General features: G+C 54.6%; 20 protein-coding genes and 1 riboswitch. Of the genes, 11 read left to right on the top strand and 9 right to left on the bottom strand.

The genetic code is table 11. From position 1 onward, the window contains the following. Nucleotides 1-54: 54 nt before the first annotated feature. Nucleotides 55-501: a GNAT family N-acetyltransferase gene (locus tag H8K03_05755; GenBank protein ID UVT21416.1), complete on the top strand. Its 447-nt coding sequence runs from the start codon at nucleotides 55-57 to the stop codon at nucleotides 499-501. Nucleotides 502-517: 16 nt separating this feature from the next. Here H8K03_05755 and H8K03_05750 read toward each other — a convergent pair whose 3' ends face one another. Next, nucleotides 518-754, bottom strand: a complete 237-nt coding sequence (locus H8K03_05750; protein ID UVT21415.1) for a hypothetical protein — start codon at nucleotides 752-754, stop codon at nucleotides 518-520. Between the two features lie 109 nt (nucleotides 755-863). Here H8K03_05750 and H8K03_05745 point away from each other — a divergent pair, with 109 nt between their 5' ends. Then, a complete protein-coding gene (locus H8K03_05745) occupies nucleotides 864-2,333 on the top strand; it encodes an alkaline phosphatase D family protein (GenBank protein ID UVT21414.1) in 1,470 nt (489 codons plus the stop codon). Nucleotides 2,334-2,441: 108 nt separating this feature from the next. Continuing rightward, nucleotides 2,442-2,924 carry a hypothetical protein gene (locus H8K03_05740; GenBank protein ID UVT21413.1) on the top strand — a complete coding sequence of 161 codons (483 nt, stop codon included), beginning with the start codon at nucleotides 2,442-2,444 and terminating at the stop codon, nucleotides 2,922-2,924. A gap of 199 nt (nucleotides 2,925-3,123) precedes the next feature. On the opposite strand, the gene H8K03_05735 is transcribed toward H8K03_05740, so the two are convergent. Continuing rightward, entirely contained in the window at nucleotides 3,124-3,747 is a 624-nt protein-coding gene (locus H8K03_05735; protein ID UVT21412.1) for a hypothetical protein, read from the bottom strand. Between the two features lie 559 nt (nucleotides 3,748-4,306). Between H8K03_05735 and H8K03_05730 the strand changes: the two genes are divergently transcribed. The 6 genes from H8K03_05730 to H8K03_05705 all read left to right on the top strand — a co-directional run bounded on the left by H8K03_05730 (nucleotide 4,307) and on the right by H8K03_05705 (nucleotide 9,518). Beyond that, the gene (locus H8K03_05730; GenBank protein ID UVT21411.1) at nucleotides 4,307-4,648 is read left to right on the top strand and encodes a PqqD family protein; all 342 of its coding nucleotides are present in this window, start codon (nucleotides 4,307-4,309) and stop codon (nucleotides 4,646-4,648) included. A gap of 6 nt (nucleotides 4,649-4,654) precedes the next feature. Next, on the top strand, nucleotides 4,655-4,822 hold the full coding sequence (locus H8K03_05725) for a hypothetical protein (protein UVT21410.1): 168 nt from the start codon (nucleotides 4,655-4,657) through the stop codon (nucleotides 4,820-4,822). Between the two features lie 100 nt (nucleotides 4,823-4,922). Then, nucleotides 4,923-5,960, top strand: a complete 1,038-nt coding sequence (locus tag H8K03_05720; GenBank protein UVT21409.1) for a hypothetical protein — start codon at nucleotides 4,923-4,925, stop codon at nucleotides 5,958-5,960. After that, the gene (locus tag H8K03_05715; GenBank protein ID UVT21408.1) at nucleotides 5,957-7,192 is read left to right on the top strand and encodes a nucleotidyltransferase family protein; all 1,236 of its coding nucleotides are present in this window, start codon (nucleotides 5,957-5,959) and stop codon (nucleotides 7,190-7,192) included. The genes H8K03_05720 and H8K03_05715 overlap by 4 nt, the downstream gene beginning before the upstream one ends. Before the next feature lie 24 nt (nucleotides 7,193-7,216). Continuing rightward, nucleotides 7,217-7,678, top strand: a complete 462-nt coding sequence (locus tag H8K03_05710; protein UVT21407.1) for a lasso peptide biosynthesis B2 protein — start codon at nucleotides 7,217-7,219, stop codon at nucleotides 7,676-7,678. A 28-nt stretch (nucleotides 7,679-7,706) separates the two neighbouring features. Further along, complete coding sequence (locus tag H8K03_05705) at nucleotides 7,707-9,518, top strand: ABC transporter ATP-binding protein (protein ID UVT21406.1); 1,812 nt, start codon at nucleotides 7,707-7,709, stop codon at nucleotides 9,516-9,518. 135 nt (nucleotides 9,519-9,653) lie between these two features. On the opposite strand, the gene H8K03_05700 is transcribed toward H8K03_05705, so the two are convergent. The 7 genes from H8K03_05700 to thiC form a co-directional block, all read right to left on the bottom strand. Next, complete coding sequence (locus tag H8K03_05700) at nucleotides 9,654-10,586, bottom strand: hypothetical protein (protein ID UVT21405.1); 933 nt, start codon at nucleotides 10,584-10,586, stop codon at nucleotides 9,654-9,656. 978 nt (nucleotides 10,587-11,564) lie between these two features. Beyond that, a complete protein-coding gene (locus H8K03_05695; protein ID UVT21404.1) occupies nucleotides 11,565-11,984 on the bottom strand; it encodes a group II truncated hemoglobin in 420 nt (139 codons plus the stop codon). A 21-nt stretch (nucleotides 11,985-12,005) separates the two neighbouring features. Then, nucleotides 12,006-13,097, bottom strand: coding sequence for an aminomethyl transferase family protein (locus tag H8K03_05690; protein UVT21403.1), 1,092 nt, complete (start codon nucleotides 13,095-13,097; stop codon nucleotides 12,006-12,008). 33 nt (nucleotides 13,098-13,130) lie between these two features. Continuing rightward, on the bottom strand, nucleotides 13,131-13,508 hold the full coding sequence (locus H8K03_05685) for a histidine kinase (GenBank protein UVT21402.1): 378 nt from the start codon (nucleotides 13,506-13,508) through the stop codon (nucleotides 13,131-13,133). A gap of 12 nt (nucleotides 13,509-13,520) precedes the next feature. Beyond that, nucleotides 13,521-14,036, bottom strand: coding sequence for a tetratricopeptide repeat protein (locus tag H8K03_05680; protein ID UVT21401.1), 516 nt, complete (start codon nucleotides 14,034-14,036; stop codon nucleotides 13,521-13,523). Nucleotides 14,037-14,129: 93 nt separating this feature from the next. After that, the gene (locus tag H8K03_05675) at nucleotides 14,130-14,930 is read right to left on the bottom strand and encodes a thiazole biosynthesis protein (protein UVT21400.1); all 801 of its coding nucleotides are present in this window, start codon (nucleotides 14,928-14,930) and stop codon (nucleotides 14,130-14,132) included. A gap of 37 nt (nucleotides 14,931-14,967) precedes the next feature. Next, complete coding sequence (thiC, locus tag H8K03_05670; protein ID UVT21399.1) at nucleotides 14,968-16,878, bottom strand: phosphomethylpyrimidine synthase ThiC; 1,911 nt, start codon at nucleotides 16,876-16,878, stop codon at nucleotides 14,968-14,970. Nucleotides 16,879-16,994: 116 nt separating this feature from the next. After that, a riboswitch (TPP riboswitch) is annotated at nucleotides 16,995-17,098 on the bottom strand. A gap of 169 nt (nucleotides 17,099-17,267) precedes the next feature. On the opposite strand from thiC, the gene nadA reads away from it, so the two are divergent. Together nadA and ileS are read left to right on the top strand one after the other, a co-directional pair. Next, nucleotides 17,268-18,371: a quinolinate synthase NadA gene (nadA, locus tag H8K03_05665; protein UVT21398.1), complete on the top strand. Its 1,104-nt coding sequence runs from the start codon at nucleotides 17,268-17,270 to the stop codon at nucleotides 18,369-18,371. An 81-nt stretch (nucleotides 18,372-18,452) separates the two neighbouring features. Next, on the top strand, nucleotides 18,453-21,266 hold the full coding sequence (gene ileS, locus H8K03_05660) for an isoleucine--tRNA ligase (GenBank protein ID UVT21397.1): 2,814 nt from the start codon (nucleotides 18,453-18,455) through the stop codon (nucleotides 21,264-21,266). The last annotated feature ends 2 nt before the right edge of the window (nucleotides 21,267-21,268 follow it).

Here is a 21,268-nt window from a genome sequence, read left to right as displayed (position 1 = left end):
AAGAAACGAGTCGGCGTCGCAAAAACGAGGCGACAATTCTATCGCAACGTGCTCATGACCCATACCATTCGCCGAGCCACGCTTCACGAACTTGACCAACTCATTCCACTATTTGACGCCTACCGTCAGTTCTACGGGCAGCAGTCGGATATTATGGTCGCCCGTGAATATTTGAGTAATCGTCTCGTTCGCGATGAATCGGTAGTCCTCATAGCCGAAGACCGCGCTGGGAGTGCAGTTGGCTTTGTCCAGCTCTACCCGACCTTTTCATCGATCCTCGCAGCCAGGATGTATCTGCTCAGCGACATGTTCGTTGCATCTCATGTACGGCGAAGAGGCATCGGGACTTTGTTGCTCAAATCAGCTGTCGATACTGTTCGTGCTGCTGGAGCGGTTCGTGTGGAACTGGCGACAGCCATCACGAATACTTCGGCGCGACGGCTCTATGAGGCGTTAGGGTGGCAGCGGGACAAATTCTATCAGTACGGCCTATCGCTGTAGCCCAGGACAATGATGGTCAAAGTTTTGGAGCAGCGACGGGTACTTCGTCCATGCGAATGGTCTTCATCCATTCGGTGGCAATGGTGTCTCGTTCCTCCATTGCCATGCCTGCATAGGTGTGGAACATCTGCGGCCCGCGGCGGCGTCGCCACGTGAGAAAGTTGAGGAAATGGTCTTTGCAGACGGATCGGGTCCCGGCCGGGGCATAGGGTCTCGCTAGGCAGTTTGGCACGCAGCAGTTTATGTCTTGCACCTGATCCTCGTTCGACTCTGCCCAGTATGCCGTTCGGATCTATCGATTATCAAGCCCGATGCCGGTCTCTTGCTTGACCTTCTTCATCAGCATAGGGTAGGAGTGCCCGATGCGCAGGTTCTTCCTGTTGGGTGGTTTTCTCGCTCTTGTCGCTCTGTCCGTCGGCTGTGCTGCCTTCACCAGGGAGACTATTCGGTCGAGTAGCTCATTTGAGGAGAAATCCTTCCTAGCATCGGATCTCTTGCCCCAAGGTCTGGCTGTTGGTGATGTCAGCTCACACGGGGCTTTACTCTGGCTGCGTACTGATGGGCCGGCATCGATTCAGGTTGAGTGGGCACCAGTCTCCATGTGGGAACGGGCTTCGAAACTGGCGTCGGTAGTGGCTCTCGCATCGAGGACGACATACGTGACGACGACCGCGGAAGCGGATTACACGCTGACCATCCCTCTTGACGGTCTAAGCCCTTCGACACGCTATCGTTATCATATTTTGAGCGGTTCAGCCGACCAGACCGGAAAGCAGCTGGCGGGGAAGCTTGCAGCAAGGGGAGAATTTCTCACCCTGCCGGATGAGAAGACCTCCGCGCCCGTGACGTTTGCCTGGAGCGGAGACCTTGGTGGCCAAGGACGATGCCGCCAAGGAGCAGGTGGCTATCCTATCTTTGACGTCATCCAGCGACAGGAGATCGACTTCTTTCTATTCCTCGGTGATACCGTCTATGGCGATAATCCTTGCCCCTCGCCGCCAAACGAGCCCGGAGCCGATTTCAAAGCCACGACGCTGCAGACCTATCGAGTGCGCCATCGCTATCAACGCGGCGCCGCGGCGCTCCAGCGATTTTTGAGGACGGTGCCTGTTTATGTGGTCTGGGATGACCATGAGGTTCGTGACAATTTCTCAGGCCCGTTTGATGAGCAAATGCCCGGTGGTCGGCAGGCGCTTCGGGAATACTGGCCCATCGCTTCTCCCGATGATGATCCGAATCGGATGTATCGCAGCATTCGCTACGGGGCCGATCTTGAGCTCTTTATTCTGGACACGCGACAGTATCGGAGCCGGAACGAGGATCAAGACGGTCCTTCTAAAACAATGCTCGGGACTGCGCAATTGCGATGGCTGCTCGACGGATTCCGTGCGTCCACGGCAACTTGGAAAGTCATTGTGACCTCTGTTCCGCTGTCGGTGGTGAAAGGTGGTGTGGGCAACGATGGGTGGGGCGGTGAACCGAACGGCACCGGCTTTGAGCGCGAACGGCAGGTGATTGTCGACGCAATTCTTGGACACAAGATCAAGAACGTTGTGTTCCTTGCGGGGGATGTGCATTGGGTACAGGCCAATGCCTATGATCCTGATCAGGACGGTATCATTGATTTTCACGAGTATATGGTTGGACCTCTCTCGGCCCGGCCTGGAAGGATGACTGCGGCCAGTGAGACGCTGCATCCAAGGCGGCTGATCAACGAATCGGGATACCAGAACTTCGGCCTGATCCGTGTCACGAAGAACACGTTCGAAGTGACGGTGGTGGACGAGGCAGGCGAGAAGCGATTTTTTCACGTCGTGGAGGCTCGTCCGTAGGTTTGCCACCGCTCAGCCCTCTTGCAATTGCTACAGATGGCCGGGTACCGTACGACTCCCAAAGGCATTGGTCAAATCTACGCCAACGACAAAGAAGGGGAGAATGTTATGTCAGGAATGATGTCCGCCGATGAGATCTTTGACAAAGCAGAAGCGGCGGCTGTAGCAGCAACCGGGCCTGATGAAAAAGCTCTGCAGATCGACTATGACGCACTGAGGGAGAAATTTCGCAAGGCGTTGGGCGACCGTAAAGTTGCGCTCTGCCACGTCAATAGGTTTCTGCCGGAAGGGTACGAAGATCAAGGTCGGTTCAATCTGGCGCTGTTGACGGCCGGCAACGTCTTGTTCGATATCGTTATCGGGGATACCTACTTCCGCTACGATGTTGTGTCGGTCGGGCAATTGGATAAAGTACAGCTGATCGATGCGATGTGGGACAATAAAGAAAAACGCCGGGAAGAGCCTTTTTTGAGTTTGCGCCTCATGCACGGGGATGAAGCGCATCTTCTGTTGGCCTTGGACGACGACGAGCGTGCGAGCCTCCTGAGGTTTGCATCGGCTGTGACGGCAGCACGAAACCCAGAACGGTAACTCTGTAATCGTGTGGTTGGTCCTTTCTGGTTAGGTCAGGTCTCGCTGAATAGGTAGTATTCAGGGAGGAACGCTTCGATACCTCCACGATAGTCGCAATTCCCTCAATGGTAGAAAACGTCGGATGCCGTGTTTCGGGCGGTCGCCGCCCATCGTTTCGTCACACAAGATTCAATGCATTCGCCGAGAAACCCCTGCATTAGTCGGCGTTGTTCCATTTCTCGCAGGGATTCAGACGCTCGATGGAGGTATCTCGCCAGATCAGGCACAGCTTGGTTTCACGGCGGTTGCCAAATGTATCCACGTATGAGACGACTCCCAGCGTCACAATGAACCAGTCTTTGCGCTCTAGATACATACCCTGTTCGTCGGTCAGTGGAGCCAGCAAGGAAACAGTTCGAGACACGATAGAGCCTGGATCAATTTCACCGATGCTTTCACTATCAGTTGCCAACTTCAACGGCATCTCCCAGTCAGGGAGCTTGTTCGAAGGCCAGACCGTCATCACCAGACGAATCTTAGTCTTCAGTGCGGGGGAGGAGCCGGTATTGTTAAAGAACACTGTTGCTTGTGGGACGTTATGTTGGACGAGAGGGCCGACAATGGTCGCCTCCTGCACCTTCACCCACGCACGCTCATCAGCAGGATGCGTTGTGTTCCTCATCAGCAGGATCAGAGAAACCGTCATCAGGACGACTGCGAGGAGAGTGACCAAGCTGACCACAACGTACTTGGGATTGTTTAGGATGCTCTTCCGATTGTCATGATCGAATTGCTCTTGTTGGTGCTCGCTGTTGGAACTGGGCTGGCTAGGATCCGTCATTTGTGGTTCGGGATGGAGGCCATCATCACAGTCACCGATTTGTAGAGCCCCTTGTCTCCCCGCCGGGCAATGTTGCGATCAATCTGCTCCGTTCGCAAGGGAAAAGTTAGCGAGCCTGGTTGTGAGGCTGATTGCCTCATGACCTTGCCTAAGAGGGTTCATCCACCAGCAACTTATCATTAAGTGTTTGTGACCGGGTGTTTGAAGCTGAATTCATCTTTCCCCAAGGATTTCCCTTTCTGCCGAACCAGTTGTCGATTTGGCTCACATCACTTTCTCTTTGTAACGACGGTCCCTTGCAGGGGCATCTCCGCTGCTTCAACGGAACAATTCATTGGTCTTTCCCGCCTGACGGAGCCATCCTGGATGCTGAGAACGTTCAAAAGTGTGCAGTATGCGGACCTTACTGCCCCTCCAAAAGCAGCATATTTGGTTCGTCAAAACTGATGTATTTTTGAATCCAACGCAGGGGAGATCAGCCTCTTCCGTCCAGGCCGAATATCATATTCTGCTATCGACGAGATCACGGTAGTTACAGCCGCCTAAGGAGGGAGTCACCATGTCAGACGCCTCACATGCGCCCGCACTTCCTATCGCGCCCAATCACCTCGGCAGTCAGGAAATGCTTAATCGAATCATTCTCCGGCCCAGCAGCGATGTGCAAGGTACGAACATGGACGACGAGACAGTGCTGTTGGATCTGAGTACCGGCCGGTACTACACGTTAAACCGGCTAGGTAGCGTCATTTGGGAGCAATGTACTGGCGGCAACACAATCGGCAACATCCATGCGGTCCTTTGTGACCGTTTTGATGTCGCTCCAGATCGGGCCCTTGATGATCTCGTCACTCTGGTAACCCAGATGATCGAGGAAGGGCTACTTCAACAAGAAAGGAGGTGAAACAGCATGAAGGCACAACAGAAAGAATCGTATGCCCAACCAGTTCTTGCCAAGCACGAACTATTGCGGGATATCACCGCAACACGTTCGGGCAATGGACATAAGAACAAGTTCGGGAATTGGGGCAATTTTGGAAATTTTGGAAATTTTGGTCATCGGGGTGGCCGTCACTAAAGTTTGATGGGCCGGGAGCTGGCTGTTTCGCAAGAAGCAGCCAGTCTACCTTTCAATCCACGTCGAGTAAGTGAGTATAGACGTCGACTTGAGGAGAAGCATGTCGAGTTGTGTAGTCAATCAGCCCATGACCGAGTATCTATTTTCTCTCTATGGGAAGTCAGTGCGCTATGTCACGATGTCTCCCTTCCTTGCTGCCCCAGTGAATGAATTGCTGAAACACTTTCAGCGAACCTCGCTTGACGAATCCGCTCCGCTCACTCTGTGGTTCCAGGCTGCTAAGAACCGAGCTGATATTCCTCTGATCATGTCGCCGCTGGCGCGTCGACTATATTCTGGAACCGGCGAAGAGCTCGGGGATCAACGGCCGACAGGGTTGCCGTACGAGGTATTTTATGACGAAGGACGTCTAATAGCGGACTTTTCCGATGTTGGAGTGCTGGTGATTGATGCCAAGCAACAGAAAGCCGATGGCTACTTGATCAATCCCGAGACTATTCACGAAGGTCTGATTGAGTACTTGTTTCACCTCGCCTTGATCGAACTCCTGCGATACGAGGAGCTCTATACTGTTCATGCAACCGCGCTGGAGAAATATGGCCGGGCGGTCTTGATTCCAGGGAATAGCGGACGCGGTAAGACGACATCATTTATCTCGCTGCTTCGATCAGGCTATCGCTATCTTTCCGACGATCATCCGTTGATCAGAGATGCCGGCACACATGTCGATATTCTGCCCTTCCCAATCAAGATCAACGTGACCGAAGAAACAATCGCGTTTTTCCCAGAACTGAGAAATGCGCCTGATCACATACTGCATCCAGGTTTCCCCAAGCGGGGGTTTTACGCGGAGGAGCTCTACCCGACCTCAGTGGGTGAGTGTTGCCACCCAGCCATCATGCTGTTCCCCCATGTCGTCCACTCCACTCACAGCCATTTGGAACCCCTTCCAAAGAGCCGTGCAATGGAACTCCTCCTTCCCCAGGCCTTGCTGGTCTATGATTCTGAGGTCGCGAGACGAGAATTCCGGGTCTTGGCGAAACTCGTTCAGCAGGTGGATTGCTACCGGTTGCACTTTGGACGAGATATCCTTGACCTCCCGCAATTAATCACCCCACTTCTTGAGCAGGCGAGATGATGATGGAACGGCCCATCGACCGTCAGTTCCCGCTGTCACCAGAATCCGAACTCCTGGTCTGGTGTGCCCGTACGGTTATGACCGATGATCTAAAGACACGTATCAGGCAAAGAGTGCAAGAATTGCTGGACTGGTCGATCCTCGGTGAGATGGCGGAATATCATGGCGTCATCCCACTATTGTACAGGAATCTCTCCGCAGTCGCGCCCGACCTCGTGCCGGCCGAATCATTAAGCCGGTTACGGCACAAAACCAAGGTCGGCGCACTACTTAATTGGTCGCTCGCCCAAGAACTCATCACGCTATGTGAAACGTTCAACGCGCGTGGAGTCCCGATCATTCCGATCAAGGGGGCCACTCTAGCCGTATTGGCGTATGGCGATCTGGCTCTTCGCGATTTTACCGACCTCGACCTGCTTGTTGCCGAAGGCTCCATTGCGGAGGCACAGGCTATCCTATCGACGCTGGGCTACGAGCGAAGAATGGCAAAGGCGGAGCTGGGTAATGCGCATCATGATGACGGGCCGCATCATGTGTTCGTGAAGCCTCGGACGCTGTGTCGAGTGGATCTGCAATGGCAGATGGCCCATCAACACTTTGTCTTTCGATTAGATCGCCCGGAATTCTGGAAGCGGTGGACCTCTGTGGTGTTCGAGAATCACACGGTTTCAGGATTGGCACCAGAAGATTTGCTGATTGTACTGTGTGTTCATGGATCGAAGCATGCCTGGGAACATCTCAAATGGGTATGTGATGTGGCCGAACTCCTTCGCGCCCAGCCCGATCTCGACTGGGAGAGGATTGTCCGAGATGCGTCGGATTGGCACTGCCGACGCCTGGTTTATATGGGATTGTCGCTTGCACACCTGATGCTTGATGCTCCTCTCCCTGAGGGGGTGCTTGCGAGGCTCAGGATTGATACAGATGTACAAGCACTTGCCCACCGAATGCCGGCTTCCTTACTGACGAACGGCTGTGATGGAGTCTGGGAAGAACAGACGGCTGCACTCTATTTTTCCCTAAAAGATTCATGGTGGGAGCGGTGGCGATTTGGCTTACTGCTGTGTCGTGCTCATAGCCCTGTGGCGGCAACTCCTCCTCGGTGGTTTCGCTGGCGCACTGCCCTCTCTTGTCTCTCTTGCTTGATTGTTCCCCTTCATCGAACGATCAAGCGGCTTCTTTCACCTGAAATTCGTGGAGCGATCAATCGTTGGGTCGCACAAGGTGGTTAGATAGCATCCTTTATGAGTCTACTCGTGAAAAAGTACTGGACTGTGCTTCGAGTAGGTCTGATCGTAGGGTGGGTTCGTATCTTGTTGCGATTCAACAGTTTGCCGCTGGTGCTGGAGCGTTTAAGCCTGCGTTCACGGGCCGGACGGTCTGATGATGCTACGATGAGGAGTCTCATCTACTATGTGGATCGTTGGCTCCAACTGTTTCCCTATAACGAAAGGGGAAACTGCTTTCCGCGGGCATTGGCGCTATATCGACTTGCTCGGCAACTGGGATACCCGGTTCGTTTTCACTGTGGAGTCAGGAAAGAATCGTCGAATCTCGACGGCCATGCATGGCTCACGTTGGATTCCGAGGCATTCTACGAGCCGGGGAAGCAGTGGCGATGCTTCACCATAACTTTTTCGTATCCTTCCGATTCAATATCGGGCGTGAGCCGGGTGTCTGCCAGTCACGGTCCACAACTCAGAACCATGAAGTCCTGAAGACTTTTGCTCCGTGGTTCCGTTGCCCATGACTATCATGATGAATCGCATAGCTCCATTTCTGATTACGGTCCGCCGTGCGCTTTCATTCGTATGGCAGAGCAGTCCAACATTAGCTATCAGCAGCATCGTGCTGCGCGTCATCCAGGGACTTCTTCCGTTGATGATGCTGTATCTCACGAAATTGTTGATCGATACCGTGACCGAAGGACTGAAGACTCCCTCGGACGAATCTTTCTTGACTCGCATCATCATGATCCTTGCGGGGTTAGCGGGTGTTGCGGGCGTTAGTGCCATGCTGAATGTGGCAGCAGGCCTGATTTCCAAGATACAAGCTCAAACCGTCACGGATCACATGTACGGGCTCCTTCAGGCAAAGTCGATTGAGGTCGATCTTGAATACTACGAAAATGCGCAGTATCAAGATACATTGCATCACGCACAACAAGAGGCTCCCTACCGACCGATTGCCATTCTCAACGCCTTGCTTCAATCGGGGCAAAACAGCATTTCATTGCTCTCAATGGTGGTCATACTGTGGTGGCTGCATTGGGGGATAATTCCAGTCTTAGTACTGACGGCGATTCCCTACCTCTTGGTGAGGGTGCAGCAATCCAACCTGCTCTATGCTTGGGAGCGCGAACGCATCCCACTCGAGCGCAAGGCCTGGTACGTCAATACACTGTTGACGCAGGCCACGGCAGCGAAAGAAATCAGGCTGTTCAACCTGGGGCCTAGGTTGCGAGAATGGTTCCAAGAGACCCGATCAGTGTTACGTCGGGAATTCATTGCTTTAGAGCAACGTTGGGCGGTCAAAACTCTTATCGCCCAAATCATTGGTGTCGCAGGTGTATTCGGAATCTGCAGCTTTGTAGCGGTCCGAACATTCCATGGGTTACTCACTGTGGGCGACCTGGTCATTTGTTTTCAGGCCGTGCAGCGGGCTTCGGGGTTTCTGGAGGGGTTGGGGCAGAGTGTGGCAAGCCTCTATGAGAGCAATCTGTTTCTCACCACATTGGATGAGTTCTTGAGTATTCAGTCTCGTTTGCCGACGGCAATACCTCCGAAACCGCTGCCTCGCTCAATCACGCAGGGTATTGTGTTCGATCATGTGTCATTCCAATACCCACATGAAGAACGTGTGGCGATTCGAGACTTCACGTTCTCAATCGAGCCCGGCGAGCATGTGGCGTTTGTCGGGGCCAACGGCGCCGGAAAGACGACATTGGTGAAGCTGTTGTGTCGTCTGTACGATCCATCAGGTGGGCGCATCACAATCGATGGAACGGATCTGCGGGGCTACCCTATCACTGATGTTCGAGGTATGGTCAGCGGTATTTTTCAAGATTTTGTGAAGTTTCAGCTATCGGCAAAAGAGAACATCGTCATGGGTGTGAGATCTTCCGGAGTTGACGATTCCGCCGTCATCCACGCAGCCAAGCAAGCCGGAGTCCATGAGGTCATCCAACGCTTGCCGCAAGGGTATGACTCATTGCTCGGTAAGCTGTTCGATGGTGGGTCTGAACTGAGCATCGGGGAATGGCAGAAAGTGGCGCTGGCTAGAGCGTTACTGCGAGATTCGCAAATTCTCGTGCTCGACGAGCCCACCAGTGCGATGGACGCCAAAGCGGAGGCAGAGCTGTTCGAGCGGTTTCATGAGCTGGCCCAAGGTCGCATTGCCATTTTGATCAGTCACCGGCTGTCGACAGTGAAAATGGCGGATCGGATCTTTGTTGTCGATGAGGGCCAAATCGTGGAACAAGGGACGCATGATGAACTGATGCGACGGCAAGGACTGTACGCCAGCCTCTTTCTGACCCAAGCCCAGCATTACCAATAACCGTGGTGTTTCGTAAATCCAGCGGGCCATAGTCTAATGCGCCTTTCCCGGCACACGTCTCGGACAATGCCCAAGAAACGTCGTTGGCACCGTCAGCGCCAAGATGAGATCAAGAGACACTTGGGGGCCGGCTCGCTACAGCGTTTCTTCCACCACGACATAAGGAACAGTGGCGTCGATATCAATCGTAACGAAACGCTGTTCATTCTTTTGCTGCTGCGGTCCCGCACTCGTCTCGAGATATGCATACACATAAATCGCGTATTTGCGCTGACTGACGGCGAGAATGTCGGTGGCTAACCCATCGCCGATAGTGGCAGCACCTCCCGCCGTCAGGTTTGTCACGTAACTCTGCGTGTTCTGTGACCAGACCGGAATCCAGTAGTCACGATCGACATAGTGCATGCCGCCGCTTCGCGCCCAACTCTCGACATAAATGCCAAGATAAGCGGTAGCCGAAGCTGGCGCGCTCTCGGTGCCCGTAAAGCTGGCGCTTGTCAGCCATTGCACATAGGGCCGGATGCTGACTTGCGCATCGCCAAACTCAGGCAGGAAGAACATGCCGGCGCCGACGATCGCGTAAGAGCTCTGGCCGGAGTATGAATAAGAGTTGCACGAAAGTTTTCCCTCCTGGACGATTTGCGAATCCTTCGAATAAATAATTGCGTGCGGTCCTGGTTGCTTCCAGGCGTAACGATAATACCGTGTCCAATCCTTAGTGTTGTTACGGTCAGGCCCGTAAACATGGAATAAATCCCGCGCGGTTGGGATAACCGGCTTGAATAAATTGTGATGTGCGATCGTCAGTATCGTCGAGGAATTGACTTTGTGGAAGACACCCCCGTGTAAGCGTTGACCACGAACGGGAAGCACATCTTTTCGAAACCCATTCATTTGATTGCGAACATATTTTTGAATTGATTGGCCGTTGGGCAATTTCCATTTTGGATCGGCAGCGTTGCAGCCGGTCCGGATGAATCGTGAGTTGAATGATGCGACCTTCAAGGATTGGACGGCGGTCATCACATCCCGTTCGCCGATTTGTTCTCTGCTGGGTGGTGTCTTCATCGCAACTCCTTTCTGATCAGCCGGTCAGGGTGTTATCGTGCCAACACATGGTCTATAGCTGAGCCGCCCTTCTCGCCGCGAACTCTACGTTGAATGCTGAAATATAGAGCGAAGTTGCATCCTGAGAGTTGAGTCCTCAACAAAGCATCACCGACGGTGGAACAAAGTCTTCGGCACTATCCGCACTTCTCGAAACGTTGTCAAGTTGCGTCTGTGCAAGGTGTGGAACTGCGAGGAGATATGGAGAGCGGTTGTTTCGGCTCAGTCAAGGGCGACATTGCGGTGGGTTCGTCAACCAGAGTCGTGGAGTGATGAATGCAGAAAAAGAGGTTCTCGATCTGAGGTTTAGTCTTGGTTCTCGGAGGAATTGCGACGTAGCCGTTTACGCAGGAGGGCGAATGACTTTGTCAGGGAACTATGAGAAGCAGTTGAACGTGAGGGGGCTCCAGAGTGCTTAGCATCGCCGGTGGTCTGGTACGAGGGCGTGTCTCTGGCATAAAACCGGCTTACGTCTATCCAGGCCTCGCATCCCATCGAATTCTGTTCTGCATGAATCGGAGGGGTTCGCTCTCGGTGAGAAGAATTGGATGAGAAGATCACGGTGACGTCGTCTCCCTAGTATGCCGTAGCGCGACTACCCCGAAATGATCTTTTTACGATTCCCAGCTTACAACACCGCACTTCTTGCAACCTATACCTCACTCGTAGGCCTGCGCTGTTTTAGTGATTCTGGAGGACTCGCTTAAACCTGATCGAGGAGGCTCTGTCCGGGACCTTGCTTTGACTCTCTCTTTACAACAGCAAGGAGGATGCCACGAGAAGATTGTGTCTGTGGAGCTAGAGCTGTCTGTTCATCGCGGTGATTTTGAAAGAGAATGTGGAGTTCACATCTTGATGCAGATCCGAGCTCTGTATCTGGAAAGATCCAGCTCTGTATCTCAACGTGAACATCGGAGGCTCAAGAAGGTGCGTCCCGTCCTAATACTCTCCCGCGTTGACTTCTCTGACTCGTTCTGCCGGGATACTGAGGGCGGCCAAGAGGTAATCCTTAAATTGGTCGTTGTATGGCTGGACGGCGAGCGCTCGTTCCATACAGTAGAGCCATGCATCACGCTCTGCATATCCAATCGCGAACTGTTTGTGGAACGCCGGAATGCTGATTGGGCCATAGTGTTGTTGAAAGAGCTTGGGGCCTCCAAGCCAGCCACACAGGAAATAGGTCAATTTTTTGCGCGACTCTGAGAGGTCAGGCGGGTGCATGTTTCTGATGGTTTCGGCTTCCGGCAGTGTATCCATATTCATGTAAAATGCATCAACTAATCGGGTTATCCCCGCCAGTTCTCCGGCCTCCTGGTATGGGGTCGTACGGACGTCATCTTCCTGCTCATGAGGTGGCATAAATATTCGCGGGATATGGTGTTACGGCTTGGTATAGATGGGTAAGGTGTGAACGATGGCCTCGTGCGGTACCCCGTCGATCTCGACCGAGAGGACAGTGTCGGGTTTGCTGAAGTCACGCAGAGGAAATCCGAGCGCAATGACTTTATTGAGCTGAGGGGAGCGAGCGGCACTACTGATCCAGCCCACCTCACGATCGCCGCTATGGAGTTTAGCCCCATGCGGCGGGACGAGGGAGTCCTTGAGCACCAGGCCCACGAGCTTACGGCGGACGTTGCCGTATGTATCCATACGCGCGACAACTTCTTGTCCTGGATAGCACCCTTTATTCAGGCTGAAGGCTTTGCCTTCGAGGTTGGCCTCAGGCGGGACAATCTCTTCATTCAAATCGGGTCCGGCCTTGGGAATGCCGGCCTCCAGGCGCAGGGCTTCCCGTGCCTGACTTCCGATGGCTTTGATCTCAAATTTCGCTCCGGCCTGCATGGCATTGGTCCATGCAGTCGACAGGCCATCTATGGGGAGCAGCACTTCGACATCCGTTTCTCCCGTTTCTTCCGTGCGCAACACGAGGGCCTGATGCCCTCCGATCTGTGCGGTGACGAAATCAACCGGTTTTAAGTCCGAGACTTCGACGCCGAAGGCTGATTGCACCACCTGAGCGGCTTTCGGTCCACTGATCAGGAGTAGTCCCCAACTCTCGGCGCAGTTTTCAATCTTGGCTTTGGTGCCGTAGAGCAGGAATTTTCGGAGAGCATGAAATGTCGTGTCTCCGATTTCACCAACGTCTTCCAGCATGACCGCTTCGGTCTGCAGATACAGGCGGAAGTACGTGAGCATCTTGCCCTTGTGGGTTAACAGGCTGGAATAGCGACCCTGGCCTGGTTGAAGCGGGAGAATGTCATTGCTGATGACGCTCTGCAGCCACTTCACGCGATCCTCTCCCGTTACTCTGATCTTGCCACGATGGGAAAGATCAGCCAGCCCCACGGCCTGACGGACGGCGCGATGCTCGGCAGTGGCATCGCCATAATGGGAGGGCACTTCCCAGCCGGTGAGTTCCTCAAAGGTTGCCCCGAGTTGGGTATGTTGTGTGTAAAGCCGGGATCGTTTCATCGATTACTCCTTCGACTTCCCGTCCGACACTGGTTACCGTGAGGTGGCGGCAAGAACTTCGTCTACGAGGTCTTTGGTTCGAGCAGAAAATTCATTGCGGGAGACGATCTTTGTCACGCCAAGCGCCTTGGCCCGGTTCCAAGTCTCAACTTCTTCGTGATTGGCAAATGCCAGCGTCGGAATGCCCTTCAGCAGAGGATCGGCCTTCAGTTTTTCCAGCGCCTGAAAGGCATCGAGGGTCAGGTCGTTCATGTTGAAAATGACCATGCCTGGGTCGGTAGAAACGGATTTGTCGATGATATCCTGCTGCACGCGGGCCTTCTCAATGTGGTAATTGGTCTGCCGTAACGCGTCCCGGACTTTGGTATAGAAGAAAAGGTCGGTGATGGCGACGAGAATAGTTGTTGGCATGGAGGTGTAATTTCAGTTCAGTGAGCTGATCAGCCGTCCCAGCGCCTTTCTGGCAAGCGCATAATTGGGGTCCAGAGCGAGGGCTTTTTTGTACGAATCGATGGCCTCCGTCCAGTTCCCCTTGCGTTCGTACACGCGTCCAAGATTGAGGTGCGGATACGCCGGGCTTTCATAACGCTTGGCTTGCATCGCCTTCTGGAACCAGGTGATGGCCTCGTCGAATTCGCCCTTCTCGATCAGATAGGCGCCGATGTCATTGTAGGGGTTGCCGAAGTCAGGATCTTGCGCGATGGCCTTGTGACATTCCTCAATGGCGTCATCGAGGCGTCCCATGAAGCTGTACGTCCAGCCCAGGAACGTGTAGGCCTCGGCCGTCGGATGAGAGGCGATCGACTTCTTATAGAGATTGACCGCCTCTTCGAGATCCCCCTTCATTTGCCGCTCAAAGGCCTGTTGAAATAGATTCCAGGCCTCGCGCTTATCTTCCTCGCGGCCTTCACCTTGTAACAAAAAATCCTGCATGTCCATGATCAGGTTGCTGAAAAGAGTTACCAGCGTCGTGCTCGTTGCCGGATGATCTTTGTCGTCAGACTGCCGGCCGCTTGGGGTTACTTGGACTCGTTACTCCTGTTTGAGCTTCTTCTTAATCAATTCCGCGCCGTACCTGCCGGATAATAGCATCGAGCCGAAGGCGGGCCCCATTCTCGGTGTGCCGTACACGGCGGCGACGGCTAAGCCGATGACAAAGCAATTTGGATACACCTCTCCAGTCCGGTCCATGACTTCTTCTTCAGATCGTGCAACCCACATGGCACCGTTTCCCGGAACCTTGTTGTAGAGGTTCCGCTTGTGCAAGAGCTCGACCACGACGGCATCATGGCCGGTTGCATCAACCACAATCTTGCTCTCAAGGGCGATGGGATCCACATGGATGATGTCATGACCAGCCATTTCGACGGTGGTGCTGTTGACGACGACCCCTTCCAACGAGCCGTCGTTGCGGAGGATCAGGTCCACCACTCTCGTCAGGTTCATTAACTTGGCGCCGGCATTGTATGCAGCAGCGATCAGGGCACCGGTGGCATGCGGAGGATCGACCATGTACATCCCTTCGCATTCTTTGATCTTCTTGCAGGGCACGCTGATCTCTTCGAGGATTTCATTTGCCGGTTCACAGATGGTGGCCTTGTTCATGAGATACCCGCCTGACCAGAATCCACCCCCCAGAGCCAGGCTTTGCTCGACAATCAGCGTTCGAAATCCCATTTTCGCCAGGTCATGCGCGCAGATAAGCCCGGATGGACCTGCGCCGACGATGATCACGTCGCTCTCGATCAGCTGATCGAACTCTTTATAGTATTCACGGGCGATCTGCCGGGTGATGTCCCGTTCACGCAAGGGGGCTGGTCGTGGTTTGGCCATAGGGCGCTCCTTCAGCATCCGTCTTCTGTATCCATAGCTAACGATAAATCTCAGAACCAGTCTTCTTAAATTCCTCGGCTTTCTCCTTCATGCCGATTTGAATCGCCTGTTGTTCGTCTATCTGCAATTGTGCGGCATAGTCGCGGACGTCTTGGGTGATTTTCATCGAGCAGAAGTGTGGGCCGCACATCGAACAGAAATGCGAAACCTTGGCGGCGTTGTCCGGGAGTGTTTCATCGTGGAATTGCTGCGCGGTCTCCGGATCAAGGGAAAGATTGAACTGATCTTCCCAGCGGAACTCGAATCGTGCTTTCGACAGGGCGTTGTCCCGCGCTTGGGCGCCAGGATGGCCTTTGGCCAAGTCGGCCGCGTGCGCGGCAATTTTATAGGTGATGACGCCTGTCTTCACGTCTTCTCGTGTCGGTAAGCCCAAATGTTCCTTGGGGGTCACATAACACAGCATGGCGCAGCCGTACCACCCGATCATGGCGGCCCCGATGCCGGAGGTGATGTGATCGTAGCCGGGAGCGATATCGGTCGTCAGCGGCCCCAGTGTATAGAACGGCGCCTCATGGCAGGTCTCAAGCTGCTTTTCCATATTGGCCTGGATCATGTGCATGGGAACGTGGCCGGGGCCTTCGATCATGACCTGCACATCGTGCCTCCACGCAATCTTGGTCAGCTCGCCCAATGTATCGAGTTCGGCGAACTGCGCGTCGTCGTTGGCGTCGGCAATCGATCCCGGCCGGAGCCCGTCGCCTAAACTGAAGGCGACGTCGTAGGCCTTCATGATCTCACAGATCTCTTCGAAGTGCGTATAGGCGAAGTTCTCCTGATGGTGGGCCAGGCACCATTTCGCGTGGATCGATCCGCCGCGTGACACAATTCCGGTCGTTCGTTTTGCGGTCAGAGGCACATAGGCTAAGCGCACGCCGGCGTGAATCGTGAAGTAATCGACGCCCTGTTCAGCCTGTTCGATCAGCGTGTCGCGGAACATTTCCCATGTCAGGTCTTCTGCCTTGCCGTTCACTTTTTCGAGTGCCTGATAGATCGGCACCGTTCCGATCGGCACCGGCGAATTGCGGATGATCCATTCCCGTGTTTCGTGAATGTTCTTGCCCGTCGACAAATCCATGACGGTATCGGCGCCCCAGCGTGTGGACCAAATCATCTTCTCGACTTCCTCTTCGATAGAGGAGGCAACGGCAGAATTGCCGATGTTCGAGTTGATCTTCACCAGGAAGTTGCGGCCGATGATCATCGGCTCGCTTTCCGGATGATTGATGTTGGACGGGATAATCGCGCGGCCGCGGGCGACCTCATCACGCACAAACTCCGGTGTAATGACCCGGGGAATGTTGGCGCCCCAAGAGAACCCTGGATGTTGTGTCACACCACCGCCATGACCGTTTGGCGACGCCGTCTCGAATGCCGCTTGGCGAGATTGGTTCTCGCGGATGGCGATAAATTCCATCTCCGGAGTCACGATGCCTTTTCGGGCATAGTGCAACTGCGTGACGTTCATCCCCGGCTTTGCCCTCATGGGCTTGCGGATGTGTTGAAACCGGAGTTCGGCCAGCTTCGGGTCGGTCGCGCGCATGCGGCCGTAGGTCGAACTCACTTCAGAGAGCTCTTCAACATCCCGACGGCTCAGCACCCAGGTCCGCCGCAACGGCGTGAGACCCTGACGAACATCGATCGCCATAGAGGGATCGGTATAGGGACCTGAGGTGTCGTACACGATGACAGAGGTATTAGGAGACTTCGTCCCATCCGGTCCTTTGGTGGGAGTGAGGGTGATTTCTCGCATCGGTACGCGCACACCGGGCTGTGCGCCATCCACATGGACTTTGCGCGATGCCGGAAAGGGCGTCGTGGTCAATGGAGAAGACGGGATAGTCGTCTCAGTCCCGTTGACGGATCCGTTCGTATCAGTATGGATGCTCATATGTGAGATCCTTTCGTAAGTGGCCGAATCTGTGAGGCCAAATGCTTGCAGCATCTGCCGCCAATAAAAAAAGCCGCTTTCCCGGGAGTAGGGAACGCGGCTGAATCCTCACAAGATCCGCTGTCGTCCGGCTTCCCTACGCTGGTATTACCCAGGTCAGGTTGTGAGGGTCGTCCGATTCGTTCGGACTCTCAGCCTCAAGGCACCCCTAGCTCTAACTACTGGTCCTGATCGTAGTACTCGGAGATGAGCGAAGTCAATCGGCTATTAGCCCCATTCCGTCTACTATCCTTTGGGGCGGCTGACTAGGACTTTTCCTCGTAGGGCTCTTCGTTGATTGTGCGGGGAGCCTATCGTAGAATGACATTCCTTTTCATTCGGAGGAAGGTGTGACAGCTACTGCGACGTTACCCAGACCGATCATCGAATACCAAGCGCTATCGACGGAAGAATTATACCGTCGGACACTGGCGGCGAAGCGAGTGCTCGGTGAACGGGTGATGGTCCTGGGCCACAATTACCAGCGGGACGAAGTGATTCAGCATGCTGATTTCCGCGGTGATTCGCTCTTGCTCGCCAAGCTGGCCGCTGCACGGTCCGAGCGACCCTACATCGTCTTTTGCGGTGTGCATTTTATGGCCGAGACAGCGGACATCCTTAGCCGCTCTCAGCAAACGGTGATTTTGCCCGATATGGCCGCCGGTTGCTCGATGGCCGATATGGCGGCGATTGAACAGGTCGACCAGTGCTGGGAAGCGTTGGGGCGCGTAGTTCCCGTGGAAGACACCGTGATACCGGCGGTCTATGTGAACTCGGCAGCGGTGCTGAAAGCGTTTTGTGGCGAACATGGCGGGATCACCTGCACGTCCTCCAATGCCAAAGCCGTGATTGAGTGGTGTTGGGCCAGGCGAGAGAAGATTCTCTTCTTTCCCGATGAGCACTTGGGTCGCAACACGGCAAACAAGATGGGCATCCCGCGAGACCAGATGATCGTGTGGGACCCCTACCAGCCGAACGGCGGGAACACCAAAGACGCCATCAAGCGAGCCAAATTGATTCTCTGGAAAGGCCATTGCAGCGTCCACCAGATGTTTCAACCGGTTCATGTGGATCACTTCCGTAAACAGTACCCGAACGGCACGGTTATCGTTCACCCTGAGTGCCATGAAGACGTCGTGAATAAAGCGGATCTTATCGGATCAACCGAGTTCATCATTCGTACGGTGACTGCCGCACCGGCCGGCACGACGTGGGCGGTCGGTACAGAACTGAATCTTGTCAATCGATTGAAGCATGAACTCACCGATAAAAAGGTATTCTTCCTGTCCTCCACGGTCTGTCAGTGCGCCACCATGTTCCGGATCGATGCGGCACACCTCTGCTGGGCCATGGAGAATCTGGCCGAAGGTCAGGTTATAAACCATATCGTGGTAGCGGAGGACGACAAGCGTTGGGCGAAGGTCGCGCTCGATCGCATGATGGCCGTCAGTTAAGACTGGTGCCTCCCCCCTCCGTTCCGGTATATTCCCTCAATTCTGTATGATTACCTGGTGAGAGCGTGGATCCCAGTGTCTATGGACTATAAGTCAACACTTAACCTTCCCAAAACCGATTTCCCGATGAAGGCCAACTTGCCGCAGCGGGAACCGGAGATGCTGGTCTGGTGGGAGCAACAGAAGCTCTATGACCGAATCCAAGCGACGGGTGCGGGACGGCCTCGGTATGTACTTCACGATGGCCCTCCGTATGCCAACGGCCGAATTCATATCGGACATGCCCTCAACAAAATTCTGAAAGATATCATCGTCAAGTCCAAAACCATGGCAGGCTTCCACGCGCCGTATGTGCCCGGATGGGACTGCCACGGGTTGCCGATCGAACATCAAGTCATGAAGGAACTGGGCGACAAGAAGAAGGACTTAGATGTGTCGGCGATTCGTCGGCTCTGCCGTGAGTATGCCGAACGATACGTCAACATCCAGCGAGATGAGTTCAAGCGACTCGGAGTGCTGGGAGAATGGGACCACCCGTACCTCACCATGACCCCTGGCTATGAAGCGACGATTATTCGCGAGTTCGGGAAATTTGTCGAGCATGGAGGGGTGTACAAGGGCCTCAAGCCCGTACTCTGGTGCACCCACGATCAAACGGCACTGGCGGAAGCGGAAGTCGAGTATGATGACCACACCTCGCCATCGATCTATGTGAAGTTTCCGGTCGTCACCTCGCCCCTTGTTTTGGCAAAGGCCTTTCCCGGGATCTCCTTTCCGGAAGGAATGAAGCTGGTCTCCGTCGTCATCTGGACGACAACACCCTGGACCTTACCGGCCAATCAAGCGGTCTGTCTCCATCGTGATTTCGATTATGTCTTCGTCCAAGTCGGTGATGAACTGCTGATTGTGGCGGAGAAACTTCTGGAGAGCGTTGCCAAGTCTTGTGGGCTCACTGATTATCGCGCGGTGGGGGTGAAGAAAGGCGGAGAAGGATTCGAGGGGTTGGAGACACAACGCCCCCTTTCCACCGGCTTGTCACCTATCCTACTCGGAGACTTTGTAACCCTCGAGCAGGGAACCGGCTGCGTACACATCGCCCCTGGCCACGGGATGGAGGACTATCTCCTCGTCCTGGAACACAACGCCAAGGCGTCACCAGGTGAACGACTCGAAATCCTGGCGCCGGTCGACAATGGCGGGCGATTCACGCCGGTCGTGAAGGAATTCGCCGGACAGCATGTCTTGAAGGCGAATCCAAAGATTGTCGAATACCTCAAGGCGAATGGACGTTTGCTCGGTCATGGCTTGTTGAACCATTCCTATCCGCACTGTTGGCGGTGCAAGAATCCGGTGATCTTTCGTGCGACCGAGCAGTGGTTCGTCTCTATGGAGACGAATGATTTGCGAAGAGAAACACTGGTGGAAATCGAACGGGTCCGATGGATCCCAAGCTATGGCCGCGATCGGATCTTCGGCATGATTGAAAACCGTCCGGACTGGTGTCTTTCGCGTCAGCGGGTGTGGGGCGTGCCGATTCCTGGGTTTACGTGTCATACCTGTCATCATGTCCTTGCCGACCCTGTCGTGATCGAGCATGTCGCCGCGTTGATGGAATCGAAGGGGGCGGATGTCTGGTTCGAACGATCTGCGCTTGATTTATTGCCCGCAGGAACGGCATGTCCGAAGTGCGGAGGTACCAAGTTTGAGAAGGAACGTGACATTCTCGATGTGTGGTTTGAATCCGGCGTCAGTTACGCGGCAGTCTTGAAATCGAGGAAGTGGTGGCCGGCTGATTTGTATCTTGAAGGTTCTGACCAACATCGCGGTTGGTTTCATAGCGCCCTGCTGGCCGGAATCACAACCGATCATCGGGCGCCGTATCAAGCGGTATTGACCCATGGCTTCGTCGTGGACGGGCAGGGCAAGAAGATGTCCAAGTCGGCCGGCAATGTCGTCGCGCCCCAGGACGTCATCAAGCAGTCGGGCGCGGAAATCCTCCGCTTGTGGGTGGCGGCTCAAGACTATCGTGAGGATCTCCGCATCTCGCAGGAGATCTTGAATCATCTGATCGAGGCCTATCGGAAGATCCGCAACACGTCCCGCTTCTTACTGAGCAATCTGTACGATTTTGATCCGGCGGCGCATCGTGTTCCCTACGAGCAGTTACCCGAGTTGGACCGTTGGGCACTACTGCGTCTTGGTGGACTGATTACGAAGGTGCGACGAGCGTATGAAGATTTCGAGTTCCACACGATCTTCCATGCCCTGAACAATTTTTGCGCGGTCGACCTCAGCGCCGTGTATCTCGACATTCTCAAGGATCGACTCTATACCTTCCGCGCCGACTCACCTTTGAGGCGAGGGTCACAGACCGTCCTGTTTGAAGTCGCGGTGACGCTGTCAAAACTCATGGCGCCGGTATTGAGTTTCACGGCGGAAGAAATCTGGCGGACGCTGGCCGCGCAGGTACCCGGAGGGATGGAAACCACGAGCGTGCATCTCGCCTCGTTTCCCGAGCCGGATCCGGCTTGGGCCGATGCGAGGCTGGCGGAACGGTGGGAGCGACTGCTGAAATATCGTGCGCAGGTCCAAGGAGTTTTGGAGGAACGGCGCCGCGAGAAAGTCATTGGCTCTTCGCTCGAAGCGCATGTTCATCTCACCACCGATGTGCCGACCGGTCAGTGGCTGGATATCTCGCCCGAGGATTTGGGCGCTTTGTTTATCGTCTCGCAGGTGAGCGTTGATCAACGGCCCGATGCGACGTCCGATCTCGCCGTCTCCGTAACCAAGTCGGCGCATGGCAAATGCGAGCGCTGCTGGAACTACCGGCCGGCTGTCGGAACCTTCCCCGACCATCCTACCCTCTGTGACCGGTGCCTGGAGGCAATCCGTTGAGT

Origin of the sequence: Nitrospira sp. (genome assembly GCA_024760545.1) — a bacterium.
In the GTDB taxonomy this organism is placed as follows: domain Bacteria; phylum Nitrospirota; class Nitrospiria; order Nitrospirales; family Nitrospiraceae; genus Nitrospira_D.
This window is presented reverse-complemented; position numbering and strand designations above follow the sequence as displayed.